The 15,194-nt window shown below is 68.6% G+C and carries 15 protein-coding genes and 1 pseudogene; 7 read left to right on the forward strand and 9 right to left on the reverse strand.

Going from position 1 to position 15,194, the window contains the following annotated elements; all coding sequences use genetic code 11:
* Positions 1–123, reverse strand: a pseudogene (locus tag JF290_RS13230) (S-(hydroxymethyl)glutathione dehydrogenase); the annotation flags it as partial.
* 190 nt (positions 124–313) lie between these two features.
* Here JF290_RS13230 and JF290_RS13235 point away from each other — a divergent pair.
* Entirely contained in the window at positions 314–1,552 is a 1,239-nt protein-coding gene (locus JF290_RS13235) for a DUF1963 domain-containing protein (RefSeq protein WP_199025370.1), read from the forward strand.
* 11 nt (positions 1,553–1,563) lie between these two features.
* On the opposite strand, the gene JF290_RS13240 is transcribed toward JF290_RS13235, so the two are convergent.
* A complete protein-coding gene (locus JF290_RS13240) occupies positions 1,564–2,037 on the reverse strand; it encodes a cytochrome c (protein ID WP_199025371.1) in 474 nt (157 codons plus the stop codon).
* A gap of 80 nt (positions 2,038–2,117) precedes the next feature.
* Between JF290_RS13240 and JF290_RS13245 the strand changes: the two genes are divergently transcribed.
* Both JF290_RS13245 and JF290_RS13250 read left to right on the forward strand, forming a co-directional pair.
* Entirely contained in the window at positions 2,118–3,773 is a 1,656-nt protein-coding gene (locus JF290_RS13245; RefSeq protein WP_199025372.1) for a Y-family DNA polymerase, read from the forward strand.
* Positions 3,774–3,947: 174 nt separating this feature from the next.
* A complete protein-coding gene (locus tag JF290_RS13250; protein ID WP_328701254.1) occupies positions 3,948–4,877 on the forward strand; it encodes a calcium/sodium antiporter in 930 nt (309 codons plus the stop codon).
* A 6-nt stretch (positions 4,878–4,883) separates the two neighbouring features.
* Here JF290_RS13250 and JF290_RS13255 read toward each other — a convergent pair whose 3' ends face one another.
* The 4 genes from JF290_RS13255 to paaI are packed head-to-tail and all read right to left on the reverse strand — an operon-like array spanning position 4,884 to position 8,390.
* Positions 4,884–5,453, reverse strand: a complete 570-nt coding sequence (locus tag JF290_RS13255; RefSeq protein WP_199025373.1) for a TetR/AcrR family transcriptional regulator — start codon at positions 5,451–5,453, stop codon at positions 4,884–4,886.
* The gene (gene paaK, locus JF290_RS13260; protein ID WP_199025374.1) at positions 5,453–6,769 is read right to left on the reverse strand and encodes a phenylacetate--CoA ligase PaaK; all 1,317 of its coding nucleotides are present in this window, start codon (positions 6,767–6,769) and stop codon (positions 5,453–5,455) included. The genes JF290_RS13255 and paaK overlap by 1 nt, the downstream gene beginning before the upstream one ends.
* Entirely contained in the window at positions 6,769–7,962 is a 1,194-nt protein-coding gene (gene pcaF / locus JF290_RS13265; protein ID WP_199025375.1) for a 3-oxoadipyl-CoA thiolase, read from the reverse strand. The genes paaK and pcaF overlap by 1 nt, the downstream gene beginning before the upstream one ends.
* On the reverse strand, positions 7,959–8,390 hold the full coding sequence (gene paaI / locus JF290_RS13270) for a hydroxyphenylacetyl-CoA thioesterase PaaI (protein ID WP_199025376.1): 432 nt from the start codon (positions 8,388–8,390) through the stop codon (positions 7,959–7,961). Before paaI ends, pcaF begins: the two co-directional genes overlap by 4 nt.
* Positions 8,391–8,507: 117 nt before the next feature.
* Between paaI and paaZ the strand changes: the two genes are divergently transcribed.
* From paaZ to JF290_RS13285, 3 genes are read left to right on the forward strand one after another with little or no spacing between them, the layout of a single operon-like run.
* The gene (gene paaZ / locus JF290_RS13275) at positions 8,508–10,535 is read left to right on the forward strand and encodes a phenylacetic acid degradation bifunctional protein PaaZ (RefSeq protein ID WP_199025377.1); all 2,028 of its coding nucleotides are present in this window, start codon (positions 8,508–8,510) and stop codon (positions 10,533–10,535) included.
* Positions 10,536–10,544: 9 nt separating this feature from the next.
* Positions 10,545–11,342 carry a hypothetical protein gene (locus JF290_RS13280; protein ID WP_199025378.1) on the forward strand — a complete coding sequence of 266 codons (798 nt, stop codon included), beginning with the start codon at positions 10,545–10,547 and terminating at the stop codon, positions 11,340–11,342.
* A gap of 31 nt (positions 11,343–11,373) precedes the next feature.
* The gene (locus JF290_RS13285) at positions 11,374–11,718 is read left to right on the forward strand and encodes a DUF2794 domain-containing protein (RefSeq protein WP_199025379.1); all 345 of its coding nucleotides are present in this window, start codon (positions 11,374–11,376) and stop codon (positions 11,716–11,718) included.
* Positions 11,719–11,724: 6 nt separating this feature from the next.
* On the opposite strand, the gene JF290_RS13290 is transcribed toward JF290_RS13285, so the two are convergent.
* From JF290_RS13290 to JF290_RS13300, 3 genes are all read right to left on the reverse strand, one after another.
* The gene (locus JF290_RS13290; protein ID WP_199025380.1) at positions 11,725–12,543 is read right to left on the reverse strand and encodes a C40 family peptidase; all 819 of its coding nucleotides are present in this window, start codon (positions 12,541–12,543) and stop codon (positions 11,725–11,727) included.
* On the reverse strand, positions 12,540–13,922 hold the full coding sequence (locus tag JF290_RS13295; RefSeq protein WP_199025381.1) for a leucyl aminopeptidase family protein: 1,383 nt from the start codon (positions 13,920–13,922) through the stop codon (positions 12,540–12,542). Before JF290_RS13295 ends, JF290_RS13290 begins: the two co-directional genes overlap by 4 nt.
* Positions 13,923–13,988: 66 nt before the next feature.
* Positions 13,989–14,369 carry a hypothetical protein gene (locus tag JF290_RS13300; RefSeq protein ID WP_199025382.1) on the reverse strand — a complete coding sequence of 127 codons (381 nt, stop codon included), beginning with the start codon at positions 14,367–14,369 and terminating at the stop codon, positions 13,989–13,991.
* 165 nt (positions 14,370–14,534) lie between these two features.
* Here JF290_RS13300 and JF290_RS13305 point away from each other — a divergent pair, with 165 nt between their 5' ends.
* A complete protein-coding gene (locus tag JF290_RS13305; protein WP_199025383.1) occupies positions 14,535–15,185 on the forward strand; it encodes a carbonic anhydrase in 651 nt (216 codons plus the stop codon).
* Positions 15,186–15,194 lie beyond the last annotated feature (9 nt).

Here is a 15,194-nt window from a genome sequence, read left to right on the forward strand (position 1 = left end):
GTGGCACAGCCCCGTCGCCTTGATTTCAACCAGAACCTCGCCCGCCCGCGGACCCTCGAGATTGACCTCCATCACCTCCAGCGGCTTCCCCGCCTCCATCGCAACAGCCGCTCGCGTGCGCATGATCCGTCCCTTTCCACATGTTCGCTTGCGGAAATCTGCGCCAACGCGGGACGAAGTGCAAGGTCGACGCCTGCCCGGTCATCACCCCGGAGCCGACAAATTTCCGCCTGATTGCCGCGCTTGACTGGGGGTAGAGGCAGAGCGGGTGAACAGGATGGTCTGGGCGAGATACGGAGTTTTGGGAGGCGCCATGACGCTGGGCGCCGTGGTCGCGATGATGGGGCTGGATGGTTACCTGAGCGGGCGGCCCGAAACGGTGATGGGCGCGGCGCTGGGCCTGGCCGCGATCGGTCTGCTGGGCCTGCGGTTCGCGCCGGGGCTGCTGGCGGAGATCGCCGTCGCCGACACGCGGGCGCAGGCCGGGGCGGGTCGGGACACGGCCGAGGACGTGACCGCGCCGGTCGATGCGGTGCGATTGACGCCGATCGTCGGTTCCGTGGCGGGCGGATCGCGGGAGAGCCGGGTCGGAGGGTTGCCGCGCCTGCCCGATGGCGTTGACTGGCCCGAACGGGACGGTGCGCCCGGGCGGTTCCTTGCCCAGATCGCCTGCGCGGAGCTGCCGGCGGGACTTTGGGACGGGTCGGGACCACGGCAGGGCGCGCTGGCGGTGTTCCGCTTTGCGGCCACATCCGCGGGCGACTGGCCGGTGCGGGTCCTGCATGTGGACGGGGCGTTGCGTGAGCGGGCCGCGCCGAAAGGCGTGTGTCCGGAGCCGGGCTGGCCGCTGGAGGTGACTCCGGACGACGCCGCCTGCGGCACCGAGCCCGCGCCGGCCCCGGATTGGGCACGGCTTCACGCGGTCGATCTGTCGGATCCGGCCTTCCATCCGTTTGACTGGACCTCCGCTTCGCTGCTGCTGACCCGGATCGGGACGCTGCTTGGCGATGCGGCCGCGCGGCTGGACTCCGAGGGGGCGCAGGATGACCGCGCGCGGCTGGCTGCGACCGCGCGGGACCTGGCGGAGCTGACCGCCGCGCTCTGGTCCGAGCGGGCGGAGAGCGCGTTTTCGGACACCCACCGGGCGCGGCTTGTCGAAGGGCTGTCGGCACTGAGCCTGGAAGATCCGGGGAAGGCGCCTGTGCCGCTGATCCGGCATGACGGGCTGCGGTTGTCCTTTTTCACGCCGTTCGAGCGCCATTGCCGGCAGGTGCACGCGGCGGCGCCGGAGCGGCTGCCGCAAGCACAGCGCGCCCTGTTCGAACCGCTGTGGGCGCATAATGCGCGTCACGAGAGCGGCAGGATGGGGTCCATGGAGGGCATCGAGCCGGCGGAGTCACGGGAGGAGGACGCGGTCCTGCTGCTGGACCTGCCGTCGAGCGAATTGCTGGGCTGGTGCTTCGGCGCGGGTCGGTCCTTCCGGGTGTTCCTGGACCGCGATGCCTTGGCGCGCGGCGATTTTTCGGGGGCCTGGGCGCGCGTCGTCGGTTGATCGCGGCGCGGTCAGTCCATCGGCAGGCGATAGGTGTCGTGGCAGTTCAGGCAGGCCAGCAGCAGTTTCGGCAATGTCAGTCGCAAATCGGTGAGCGCGTCGGTATCGAGCCGGCGCGCCGCGCGCTGCGCGGCTTTCGCGCGGCTGCGGAAATCCCGCCAGTTCGACCAGATCTCGGGGCGGGCGTTGGATAGCGGGTCCGCATGGGGCTTGCGAAAGACCGAGGGAATCGCGCGGGTGCTGTCGATCAGGATCCGCCGCGCGGCATCGGCGCGGTCACGATCGAACAGCGCCCGGCCGCCCATCATGTCGCCCAGTGTGCCCAGCGCCGTGTTGGCGGTGTTCATCGTGGACATGCGGGTCTGGACCCCCGGTGTCGCGACGTCGCTGATCTGCCCGCTCTGGGCCAGTGCCGCGGTGGCGAGCGCGAGCGCGATCAGCAGCAGGGCGGTGACCGCGGGGAGCGGGCGGCGGGGCGGGATCATGTCATTGGCCTTCTCGCGGACTCGACTCGTCGGGTGTGGCGACTATAAAGAACAAAATATGAACATTTAGCTGTGCGGTTATGGCCAATCGTCGAATCCTGTCACTCTGGTTTCCGCGCCTGGGGGCGGAACGCCTCCTGCGCACGTCGCGGGGCGCCGAGGAGCGGCCCTTGGCCGTGGTGGCGGAACAGTCCAACATGCAGGTTATCACCTCGTTAAGCGCGGCGGCCTCCGCGAGCGGGTTGCAGGTGGGCCAGCCGGTGCGCGACGCTCATGCCATGTGCGCCGCATTGGCGACGCGGGCGCGCAACGCCCCGGCGGAGGCGGCCTTCCTGACGGCGCTGCGGCGCTGGGCGGGCAAGTTCTCGCCCTGGGTCGCGGAGCAGGACGGGGATGGGCTGGTGATCGACCTGACCGGCTGTGCGCATCTGTTCGGCGGCGAGGCGGCGCTGCTGGAGGTGGTGCAGGACGATTGCCGCGACATGGGGCTGAGCGTGCGGGTCGGCATCGCCGACACCCCGGGCGCGGCCTGGGCGGTGGCCCGGTACGCGGGGGTGGCCGCGGAACCCGAGCGCAACGGGGACGCCATTGACCAGGAGGCGCCCGCGACCCGGTCGCGGGCGGGCCGGCGGCGGCACTGGACGCGAGGCGGCGCGGCGCCGTTGCAGGCGGTGCGGGGTGGAGCAACGGAGCGGATCGTGCCGCCGGGGGAGGGCCACCGGGTGCTTGCGCCGCTGCCGGTCGCGGCGCTGCGGCTGGATCCCGAAACCACGGCGCAGCTGGGCCGGTTGGGGTTGCGGCGCATCGGTGATCTGCTGGGCCAGCCGCGCGCCGGGCTGGCGCGGCGTTTCGGGCGCGGGCTGGTGGCGCGGCTGGACCAGGCGATGGGCAGTGCGCCCGAGCCGATTTCGCCGGCGCGGGCCCCGGCGCATTTCGCCGTGCGGCTGACCCTGCCCGAGCCGATCGGGCTGACGGCGGACCTGCTGGAAGGGATCGACCGGATGCTGCCGCGTCTCTGCGCACAGCTGAAGGACAAGGGGCGCGGCGCGCGCAGCCTGCGGCTGGAGGCGCATCGCACCGACCAGAGTGCCGAGGTCGTGACCGTCGGGCTGGCCCGGCCCGGCCATGACGCGGCGCGCATCCGCCCGCTGCTGGAGATGAAGCTGGAGCAGATCGACGCGGGGTTCGGAATCGAGATGCTGCGCCTCGAGGTGATGCAGAGCGAGCCGATCCATGCCCGCCGCAGCGTCGGCCATCTGGAGGCGGGCCGGGAGGTCGATGCGCGCCTCGCCCGCCAGGGCGGGCTGGACGACCTGGTCGGGCGGCTGGGGGCGCGGATCGGGCTGGAGACGATCACCCGCTGGCACCCGGCCGACAGTCATATCCCGGAGAAGACCGCGCAGGTTCTGGCGGCGGCCTGGTCGGCCCCGGCCGAACGCTGGCCCGCCCCGGCCCGCCTGCGTCCGCTGCTGCTGTGGCGACCGGAACCGGTGGGTGCGCCGGACGCGCCGGCGGTGCCGGCGCGGTTCCGCTGGCGCGGCCGGGACTGGGCGCTGGCCGAGGCGCGCGGTCCCGAGCGGATCGCGCCGGAATGGTGGCTGGACGATCCGAACTGGCGCTCGGGCGTGCGCGATTACTGGGTCGTCACCACGCAGGCGGGGGACCGGCTCTGGCTGTTCTACGGTCATGGTGGCACGATGTCGTCGGGCTGGTTCTGCCAGGGCGGTTTCGCCTGACCGGCGCAGGTCGCGACGGGGGCAGCCGGGCGGGGGCCAGCCCCCGCGCCCCCGGAGTATTTGCACGAAGATGAAGCGGGGGACTGAATTTTCGCGCGGGGCTTGTGGCGGCGGGCGGCGCTCTCCAGATACCGGTATGTCGCAATACCCGGACTGCAACCCGGGCCATGGGGAATGACCGGGATGATGATCGTGCTGCTTCTGGGCGGGTTCGTCGGTCTGGTGATCGGCGGGGACATGCTGGTACGTGGTGCGGTCACGATCGCGCAGCGCCTGAACATATCGCCGATGGTGATCGGGCTGACCCTGGTGGGATTCGGCACCTCGATGCCGGAACTGCTGACCAGCGTGCAGGCGGCGCTGGCCGGTGCGCCGGGGATCGCGATCGGCAACGTGATCGGCAGCAACACGGCGAACATCCTGCTGATCCTCGGCCTGTCGACCTTGCTGGCGCCGATCGCGGTGCCGCGCGCCGTGTTGCGGCGGGATGGCGGCGCGGTCGCGCTGGCCACGCTGGCCTGTGTCGGGCTGAGCCTCGGCGGCCAGCTTGGCCGGGGGGCGGGGGCCGTGTTGCTCTGCGGTCTCGTGGTTTATCTGGTGCTGACCCTGTGGCGGGCGCGGGCGCCCGTGGCTGACGCGGCGTCCGCACCGGCGGGCCGGTTCGCCCTGCTGCATTTCGCCGCCGGGCTGGTGCTGACCGTCCTGGCGGCGCGGGCGCTGGTCACCGGCGCCATCGGACTGTCGGCGGAGCTGGGAATTTCCGAGGCGGTGATCGGGGTGACGGTGGTGGCGGTGGGTACCTCGCTGCCCGAACTCGTGACCTCGATCATGGCGGCACGGGCGCGGCAGGGAGACATCGCGCTGGGCAACATCCTCGGCAGCAACCTGTTCAACCTTCTCGGCATCCTGGGTGTGACGGCGCTGATCGAGCCGTTGCGGGTGCCGTCGCAGATCCTGGAGCTGGATCTCTGGGTCATGGCGGCGGCGACCCTTGCGCTGCTGGTCATGGCCTTCACCGGGAGCCGGATCGGCCGCGGCGAGGGGGCGGCGCTGTTCGCGGCCTACGTGATCTACATCGGGGTGCTGGCGCGGTCGGTGATCTGAGCCGGCTCAGAGCGCGCGCAAGCCGCCGCGCACGAAATCCGCCGCCAGGTCGCCATAGGCGGCGCGATCGAGACCCTTGCCGGGCCGGTGCCACATGTAGAACCAGTTGAGAATGCCGAAGACGGACATGGTGGCGGCGCGCAGGCGGTCGCCGCCGAGCGCCGGGTTTTCCTCGGCGATGGCGGCGGACATGATCGCGACGAGCCGGCGTTGCAGCGCGACCAGAGGCTCCTGCATGTCGGGCGGCAGGGTGGCGAGCGCGTCGAGCTGCAGCTTGTGTTCGGCATCGGCGTCCGCATAGGCGGTGAGCGTGGCGTGGATCAGGCCGGAAAGCCCGCCGGGACGGGCGGCCTCGACCATCTCGACCAGGTCGGAGAGGTGGGCGTGCAGGATGTCGTGGAGCAGGGCTTCCTTGCTGTCGTAATAGTGATAGATCAGCGCCTTGGACACGCCGCACTGGCGCGCCGCGCCGGTCATCGACGCCCGGTCATAGCCGTTTGCCGCGAAGTAGCGCGCCGCACCCTTGCGCAGGGCGGCGCGCTTTTCGTCATGGTCCCGCGCGATCCCGCGGGGCATCAGGACGGCTTGGTATTGCGTTCGTCGATGATGCGCACCGCCTTGCCCTGGCTGCGCGCGACGCTGCCCGGGTCGGTCACGTCGACCTTGACCGACACGCCGACATTGCGCTTGATCCGCGTCATCAACTCGGCGGCGGCATGGACCCGGGATTCATTGGCCGAGAAGCCCTCGGCGGCCTCGACCACGACGCGCATCTCGTCCAGCCGGTCCGGGCGGGTCAGCACGATCTGGAAATGCGGCGCAAGGCCGTGCACAGCGATCAGCTGTTCCTCGATCTGTGTCGGGAAGACGTTGACGCCGCGCAGGATGATCATGTCGTCGCTGCGCCCGGTGACCTTTTCCATCCGCCGCATGCTGCGCGCGGTGCCCGGCATCAGCCGCGTCAGGTCGCGGGTGCGGTAGCGGATGATCGGAAAGGCCTCCTTGGTCAGCGAGGTGAAGACGAGCTCGCCCTCTTCGCCATCGGCCACGGGGGCGCCGGTTTCGGGGTTGATGATCTCGGGATAGAAGTGGTCCTCCCAGATGTGCAGCCCGTCCTTGGTTTCGACGCATTCCATCGACACGCCGGGGCCCATCACCTCGGACAGGCCATAGATGTCGACCGCGTGCATGTCGAAGGCCTCCTCGATCTCGCGGCGCATGGCATTGGTCCAGGGTTCGGCGCCGAAGACGCCCACCTCGAGCGAACTGTCCCGCGGGTCGAGCCCCTGTGCCGCGTATTCGTCGAGGATCGACAGCGCGTAGGAGGGCGTCACGGTGATGCCCTTGGGTTGGAAATCGCGGATCAGGCGGACTTGGCGTTCGGTCATGCCGCCGGAAACCGGAACCGTCGAGACGCCGAGCGCGTCGGCGCCGAGATGAATGCCCAGCCCGCCGGTGAACAGCCCGTAGCCATAGGCGTTGTGCAGCATGTCGCCGGGCCGCATCCCGGCGGCGCGCAGGCTGCGGGCGACCACGCTGCCCCAAACCTGAAGGTCGTGCTCGGTATAGCCGACGACGGTCGGTTGCCCGGTCGTGCCCGAGGAGGCATGAACGCGACGCAGCTTGTCGCGCGGGACGGCGAACATGTTGAACGGGTAGTTGTCGCGCAGGTCCTGCTTCACAGTGAAGGGAAATTTCGACAGGTCCGCAAGCGACGTCAGGTCGTCCGGGTGCACGCCCGCCGCATCGAAGGCGGCCTTGTAATGAGGCACGTTCGCATAGGCATGGTTCAGCGACCATTTCAGGCGCTCAAGCTGCAGGGCGGCGATCTCGTCGCGGCTGGCGATTTCGATCGGATCAAGGTCCGCGGGCCGCGGGGTCAGGTCTTTCATCACGCTTTCTCCAGCAGCAGGGCGATACCCTGTCCGACGCCGATGCACATGGTGCAGATGGCGCGCGACAGGTCGTTTTCGGTCATGGTGAGCGAGGCGGTGAGCGCCAGGCGTGCGCCCGACATGCCCAGCGGATGACCGAGCGCGATGGCTCCGCCATTCGGGTTCACGTGGTCGGCGTCGTCCGGCAGGCCCAGCCGCCGCGTGACGGCCAGCCCCTGGGCGGCGAAGGCCTCGTTCAGTTCAACGGTGTCGATGTCGCCGATGGACAGGCCGTGCTGCGCCAGCAGTTTCTCGGTCGCGGGCGCGGGGCCGATGCCCATGATCCGGGGCGGCACGCCGACCGTCGCCATGCCGGTGATGCGGGCGCGCGGGGTCAGGCCGTATTTCGCCACCGCCGCTTCGGAAGCGACGATCACCGCCGCCGCCCCGTCGTTGACGCCCGACGCATTGCCTGCCGTGACCGTGCCGCCGGTGCGGAAGGGGGTCGGCAGGCTCGCCAGCTTGTCGAGCGTGGTCTGGCGCGGGTGTTCATCGGTGTCCACGATCACAGGATCGCCCTTGCGCTGCGGGATGGTGACCGGCGTGATCTCACGCGCCAAACGCCCGCTGGCGATGGCGGCCAGTGCGCGGGTCTGCGAGCGCAGGGCGAATTCATCCTGTGCGGTGCGTTCGATCCCGAAATCCGAGGCCACGTTCTCTGCCGTTTCGGGCATCGAGTCAGTGCCGTAGTGCTTGTGCATCTCGCGGTTCACGAACCGCCAGCCGATGGTCGTGTCGTAGATCTCGGCCTTGCGGGAAAACGCGGCGTCGGGTTTGGGCATGACCAGCGGCGCGCGGCTCATGCTTTCGACGCCGCAGGCCAGAACGACCTCCGCCTCGCCGCAGCGCACGGCGCGGGCGGCCGAGCCGATGGCGTCCAGCCCCGACCCGCAGAGCCGGTTGATGGTGGCGCCGGGCACCGTGTCGGGCAGGCCGGCCAGCAGCGCCGACATCCGGGCCACGTTGCGGTTGTCCTCGCCGGCCTGGTTGGCACAACCGGCCAGAACCTCGTCGATGACCAGCCCGTCATGGCGCGCGACGAGGGCGCGGATCACGTGCGCCAGCAGGTCGTCCGGGCGGACATGGGCAAGACTGCCGCCGTAGCGGCCGATCGGGCTGCGCAGCCCGTCGCAGAGATATGCGTGTGTCATTGGCTTTCCTCGAAATGCTGGCCCTTGATGGTGCGCGACAGGCCCCGGAACAGTGCGACCTTGCGCCCATCTTCGCCGGTGACGGTCACGTCGTAGACCCCGGAGCGTCCGGTCCGGGCGCTTTCGACCGCGTGCGCGGTCAGGCGTTCTCCGGGTTGGCCGGGTGTCAGGTAGGTGATCGCGTTCTCCTGCGCCACGGTCACCTGGTTGTAGCTGTTGCAGGCGAACGCGAAGGCGCTGTCGGCCAGGGTGAAGATGTACCCGCCGTGGCAGATACGGTGGCCGTTCAGATGATGATCCTCTACGGTGAAGGACAGTTCGGCGGTTCCTGGGCCGACCTTGTCGAGCGTCATGCCCAGCCATTTGGAGGCCGCATCCGCCGCCCACATGGCCGCCGCACTGCGGTCTGCCCGCTCCTGTGGTGTCATACGTCGCTCCCCCTCTGTCCCGACGGACTCTGCATAAAACCGACCGTGCGGTCAATAGTGTTGAAACCGGCGACAAAACCGGTCATGCTGTTCCCGAACGCAGAGGAGAGAAGCGCGATGCTGAGACCGGAAAGCTATGCAATGGGGCGCTGGGTGGCGCCGGGGTCCGGCGCGCGCGCCATCATCGGTCCGGTCACGGGGACGCGGATCGCCGAGGCCGGAAACACGGCCCTGGATATCCAGGGCATGCTGGACTGGGCGCGGAACAGCGGCGGGCCGGCCTTGCGCGCGATGACGTTCCACGATCGTGCGCGCATGATCAAGGCGCTGGCGCAGTATCTGAACGAGCGCAAGGAGGAGCTCTATGCGTTGAACCCGCTCACCGGCGCGACCCGGCGCGACGGGGCGATCGACATCGATGGCGGTATCGGGACCATGATGGTGATCGCCGCCAAGGGGCGCCGCGAAATGCCCGACGGTCATGTCTATGTCGACGGCGCGGTCGAAGCGCTTTCGCGCAAGGGCAGTTTCGTCGGCCAGCATATCGCGGTGCCGTTGCAGGGCGTGGCCGTGCATATCAACGCGTTCAACTTCCCGGTCTGGGGGATGCTCGAGAAGCTGGCCCCGACGCTGCTGGCCGGGATGCCCGCCATCGTCAAGCCGGCGACCCAGACCTGCTATCTGACCGAAGCGTGTTTCCGGATGATCGTCGAGTCGGGCCTGTTGCCCGATGGGGCGGTGCAGCTGGTGGTCGGAGGCGTCGGGGATATGCTCGACCGTCTGGGGGCGCAGGACGTGGTCAGCTTTACCGGGTCGGCGGATACCGCGCTGAAACTGCGGAGCAACCCGAACCTGATGCGCAACGCGACGCGCTTTCATGCCGAGCAGGACAGCCTGAACGCGACGATCCTCGGCCCCGATGTCGCGGTCGGCTCGCCCGCTTTTGATGTGTTCGTCAAGGAAGCGGTGAACGAGATGACCGCGAAGGCGGGGCAGAAATGCACCGCGATCCGCCGCATGATCCTGCCCGAGGCCGTGATGCCCGCGGTCGCGGACGCGCTGATGACCCGGTTGGCCGATATCCGGGTCGGCGATCCGGCGCTTGACGACGTGCGGATGGGCGCGCTGGCCTCGGCGGATCAGAAGACCGACGTGTTGCGCGTGATCGCGGCACTTGGCTCGGAAACGACGTGCCTGACCGGCGATCCCGAACAGGTCGTGCTGACAGGGGCCAGCCCCGAAGGCGCGTTCCTGGCTCCGACGCTGTTGCGTTGCGATGACCCGGACGCGGCGCAGAACGTGCACGCGCTCGAAGCCTTCGGCCCGGTGGCGACCCTGATGCCTTATCGCGATCTCGATCATGCGGCGGCGTTGGCCAATCGCGGCGGCGGATCACTGGTGGCTTCGCTTTTCACCGATGATCCCGACTGCGCGCGCCGGGTGACGCTGGCCTCTGCCGCCTGGCATGGGCGGATCTACATCAACGGCACCGTCAGCGCCGCCGAGGCGACCGGTCACGGCGCGCCGCTGCCGCACATGGTGCATGGCGGGCCCGGCCGCGCCGGCGGCGGCGAGGAACTGGGCGGTGTGCGTGGCGTGCTGCACTACATGCAACGCACGGCGGTGCAGGGCAGCCCTTCGGTGATCTCGGCGATCACCGGCCAGTGGCTGCCCGGTGCTGCGGAGGTGGCTGGCCCCGCGCATCCCTTCCAGCGGACCTTTGACGAGATCGCCATCGGCGAGACGCTTCACTCCGCGCCGCGCGAGGTCGCCCTTGCCGATATCGAGCATTTCGCCGAGTTCACCGGCGATACCTTCTATGCCCACATGGACGAGGAGGCCGCCAGGGCGAACCCCTTCTTCCCGGGACGGGTCGCACATGGCTACCTGCTTCTCAGCTTTGCCGCGGGCCTGTTCGTGCAGCCCGATCCCGGTCCGGTTCTGGCGAATACCGGGCTGAACGGGCTGAGCTTCCAGAAGCCTGTCAGCCCCGGCGACAGCATCAAGGTGCGCCTGACCTGCAAGCGCAAGACGCGCCGCACGGACGAGTATGGCGAGGTCGCCTGGCATGTGACGCTGACCAATCAGGACGACGAGCAGGTGGCGGAATACGAGCTTTTGACCATGGTGTCCTTCACGCGGTAGGGCAGGCGCATGGACCCGCTTGCCCCGCTCATAACGGCCCTGCATTCCGAAGGCCGCCTCAGGGTCTGGTCGCTGGTGATCTCCGTGTTCGGGGACCTGGTGCAGCATCGAGGGGGGCAGATTTCGACGACGCGTCTGCGCGCCGTGCTGGGCCGCATCGGCGTCGAGCAGAACGCGCTGCGCACGGCGCTGTCGCGGCTCACCGGGGATGGCTGGGTTCTGCGCGACCGCGTCGGCCGGGCCAGTCTCTACCGTCTCAGTCCGCAAGGCGCGGCGCGCTTCGCGGCGGCCACGACGCTGATCTATGCCCCGCCGCGGCAAACCCCGGTTGCGCGCTGGGCGGCGGTCGTCACACAGGACGGCAATGGCGCGCCTTCTGTTCGGCTCTGTCCCGCGGACGAGGCACCGGGCGCTGCGGATGCCCTGGTGATGGGCGAACTGGTGCAGGTCTCGCCGGCATTCCGTGCCGCGACCTTGAGCCCGGATCACCGGGCCGCGCTGGCCGCGCTGGCCCGCGATATCGCCGCGCTCGCCTCGGCGCCGCGTGATCCGCTGGATGTCGCCGCGGCGCGGGTGCTGCTGGTGCATCGCTGGCGCCGACTCGTTCTGCGCTTCGCCGAGCCCGCTGCCGAACTGATGCCCGCCGATTCGCCGCTGCACGATCCGCGCCGCGCCGTGGCTGCGACCTATGAAAGGCTCTGCCCCGGTGCGGAGGACTGGCTGGACAGCGACGCGGACGGATTGCAGCCCATGCCCGCCGCGACACGCCCGGCCTCCATTCGCTTCGGACACGGCTTGCGGGCTTGATTTGCACCGCGATTGGCGCAACTCTGGTTTCATGACCATTCAGACGCCCCATCCCGGCCCGTCCGCTTCGATCCCGGTTCAGGTCGCTTTCGACCGGCGCGAGTTGTCGGTGATCCTGTCGGTCTATGGGCGCATGGTCGCAGCGGGCGAATGGCGCGACTACGGCATTTCCTGCCTGCGCGACATGGCCGTTTTCTCGGTGTTCCGCCGCACCGCCGAAAATCCGCTCTACCGGATCGAGAAACGCCCAAAGCTGCGCAACCGGCAAGGCATGTATTCTGTCGTCGGAATAGACGGGCAGATCCTCAAGCGCGGCTCGGACCTCAAGACGGTGCTGAGGGTGCTCGAACGCAAGTTGATCCGCGCGGTGGAGTGAACGGAGTCACCCGAGCCGCTTGTGGGCGGAAAGCGGTGTCTCGGCGGCGATCCGCTCCAACGCATCCTGCATGGGTTCGTAGGCCACTGACATGCTGTGCGCGTTGGCATGGAGGATCCGGTCGGGCGAGTCGACCAGGGCGACATGGCCGGGCCAGAACAGCAGGTCGCCGCGCTGCATTGCGTCGCCGGTGACATCGCGCCCCAGGGCCTGCTGCTGCAGGTCGCTGTCGCCGGGGCAGGGATGCCCGCAGGCCACCAGCGCCGCCTGCACGAGGCCGGAACAATCGATCCCCGACCGGCTGTTGCCGCCCCAGAGATAGGGCGTGCCAAGAAACAGCGCCGCGACCGCCACCGGGTCGCCAAGGTGCACGCCGTCGGGCAACAAATGCCGGCGCGGGACAAAGCCTTCGGCGATCTCGACGAACTCGCCGTCATCGGACAGGCCTGCGATCCGGCTGCCGAAGCTGAGCGCGTGGCGGTCGGGCGACTTGATGTCGGGCGCCGCATAGACATGGGTGGCTGGCGCGCTGACCCAATGGGTGCAGTCGCGAACGTCCGCCAGCGTTTCGGCGCGCAGATAGCCGACATAGCCGTCCTTTTCCGCCTGCACGAAGCTCCACCCGTCGCGGGTGTCCAGAAGGCCGACGTGCTCGCCCCAGATCACCTGCCGGTCACGCGGCCCGCCGGGGCTGCGCATCAGGTCGACCACCGGCTGCGCAACCTGCCGGGGTGTGGGCGTCACCCGCGCAAGGCTGGGATCGGCATCGGGCAGATGTGCAGCGACGACGCGGTCGTTGGCCGGCGTGAGGCGTCGGTCGCTCACAGCCCCAGCATCTCGGGCAGGGCTTCGAGCAGTGCCCGGGCGCCCATGCCGACGCCTCCCTTGGGACGGGCCGGGGCGTTGGTCGATTGCCAGGCGAAGATGTCAAAATGCACGTAGCGCGACTGCGACACGAAACGCCTGAGAAAGAGCGCGGCTGTGATCGACCCGGCAAAGCCACCGGTGGGCGCGTTGTCCAGATCGGCGATGGCCGGTTCGATCTTGGATTCGTAAGCCTCGTGGAAGGGCAACCGCCAGACCGGATCGTCGATCTTCCGCGCGGCTGACGAAAGGGCGGTGGCCAGGGCATCATGATCTGTGAAGAACGGCGCGATATCCGAGCCCACCGCGACTCTGGCGGCCCCGGTCAGGGTCGCCATCGACACGATGAGGTCCGGCGAGTCCTCGTCAGCGAGCGCCAGCGCATCGGCGAGGACCAGCCGGCCCTCGGCATCAGTGTTGTTGTTCTCGATCGTGAGGCCCTTGCGCGAGGCGAGCACGTCGCCGGGGCGGAAGGAATTGCTCGAGACCGAGTTTTCGACCGCGGGGATCAGAACGCGCAGCCGCACCGGCAGGTTCAGCGCCATGATCATCTGGGCAAGCCCGAGGACGGTCGCGGCGCCGCCCATGTCCTTTTTCATCAGGCTCATGCTGCCGGCGGGTTTCAGGTTCAGCCCGCCGGTGTCGAAACAAACCCCCTTGCCGACCAATGTCAGGCTGGGGCCGACCTCGCCCCAGTGCATGTCGATCAGCCGGGGCGGCGTGGCCGACGCGCGCCCCACCGTATGGATCAGGGGAAAGTTGCGTTCCAGGAGGTCATCGCCAATGATCGTGTCGAAGGTCGCGCCATGCGCCTTGGCGAGCGTTTCGGCCGCTGCGGCGAGGTCTGCCGGGCTCATGTCGGCGGTCGGCGTGTTGACGAGGTCGCGGATCAGGGTTTCGGCTTCCGCCAGCACTTCAACGCGGGCCGTGTCGACGCCGGCGGGTGGCACCAGCGCGTGCGGTTTGGTCGACTTGCTCTTGTAGCGGTCGAAACGATAGCCGGTCAGCATCCAGCCGAGGCATTCCGTCTCGGCCGCCTCATCGGGCAGACCCGAGGCGATGCGATAGGTGCCTTCGGGCAACTTGGCGGCTGCATGCGCCAGGGGAAAATGCACCCGGGCGCGTTTCTCGGCGGTGCCATAGCCCGCCAGCACCATGCCGATACGTCCGCCATCGCCGGGAACCGCCAGCATCTGGCCGAGCGTGCCCGAGAAGCCGTTGAGACGCGCCCATGTCGCGACCGCCTCGTCCTGCGCCGACAGCCAGGCGTCCAGCGCGTCGCTTTCGATGACGTGCAGGGCGATGGCGTCGGCATTTTCCTCGGCGAAGGTATAGGGCATCTGAATCTCTGATCTCGGAACGGTCAGGGCGCAGCCTAGCCGTCCAATCCCTGGCCGCAAGCCCCGTCAGATCGAAAGGTCCTGAAGGTCCCAGACCGCGACCAGCGAGGTTTCGCCGATCCGGACCAGCCGGAACAGGGTCGCACCCAGCGCCGGATAGTCGCCGTTGTCGGCGGCGATGGTCACGTCGCGGGCGACACGGGCCAGGGCGTTCATCCCGATCTGGTCGGCGATGGCGATCAGCGACCGGGCGCATTTTCGCAGCGCCTGGTAGTCCCGGTCACGCCAGTGGCGCTCGCAATGCGACAACCGCACGGCCAGTTCCTCGATCGCGCGGCATACGACCTCTTCGGCGCCGCTTTCGCCCATTTGCTGATACAGCCCGTGCAACTGGTCCTGATCCAGCCGGACGGTCTCGGACTTCAACAGCCTCGTTACGTGTTCCATCACTCTCACCCATAGTTCGATCGGCCCCCACGGCTTTCGGCACATTGGCCCGGACAGGTTTGCAAAAGGTTGCTCGCAAGCCGATCTAGTGGCTCGAATTTGGATAGAATTCTGGCTATTCAGAGGGCAGAAGAGCCGGAATCTCGGCCAGAAGAGGGACAACAGATGCACCGCGTGAAACCTTTGCCAAGCTACCTCGTGCAGCGCTATCACGGCTGGAAGGCAACCACCTACCAGGAGAACCGCAGCTGGTACCGTCGCCTCGCGACCGAAGGGCAGCGTCCGCGTGCCATGGTGATTTCATGTTGCGACAGCCGCGTGCACATCACCTCGATCTTCGGCGCCGACCAGGGAGAGTTCTTCATCCACCGCAACATCGCGAACCTCGTGCCCCCTTACGAGCCGGACGGCGATCATCACGGCACCAGCGCGGCGGTGGAATACGCGGTCACGGTTCTGAAGGTGTCCCAGCTGATCGTGATGGGCCATTCGCAATGCGGCGGCATCCAGGGCTGCATAGAGATGTGCAAGGGCAATGCGCCCGAACTTGAAAAGAAGAACAGCTTCGTCGGACGCTGGATGGATATCCTGCGCCCGAAGTACGATCTGGTCGCCGACATGGACGACCGGGTCGAGCAGGCGCGCGCGCTCGAGAAGCAATCGGTCATCATCTCGCTCGAGAACCTGATGGATTTCCCGTTTGTCGTCGAGGCGGTGGACAACGGCGAACTGACGCTGCACGGGCTCTGGAACGAGATCGGCAAGGGCGAGCTGGAGTATTACGACCACGCTTCGGGCGGGTTTCACCCGGTCTGACGGCCGGAC

The sequence above is a fragment of the Sedimentitalea arenosa genome, assembly GCF_016428585.1.
In the GTDB taxonomy this organism is placed as follows: Bacteria; Pseudomonadota; Alphaproteobacteria; order Rhodobacterales; family Rhodobacteraceae; genus Sedimentitalea; species Sedimentitalea arenosa.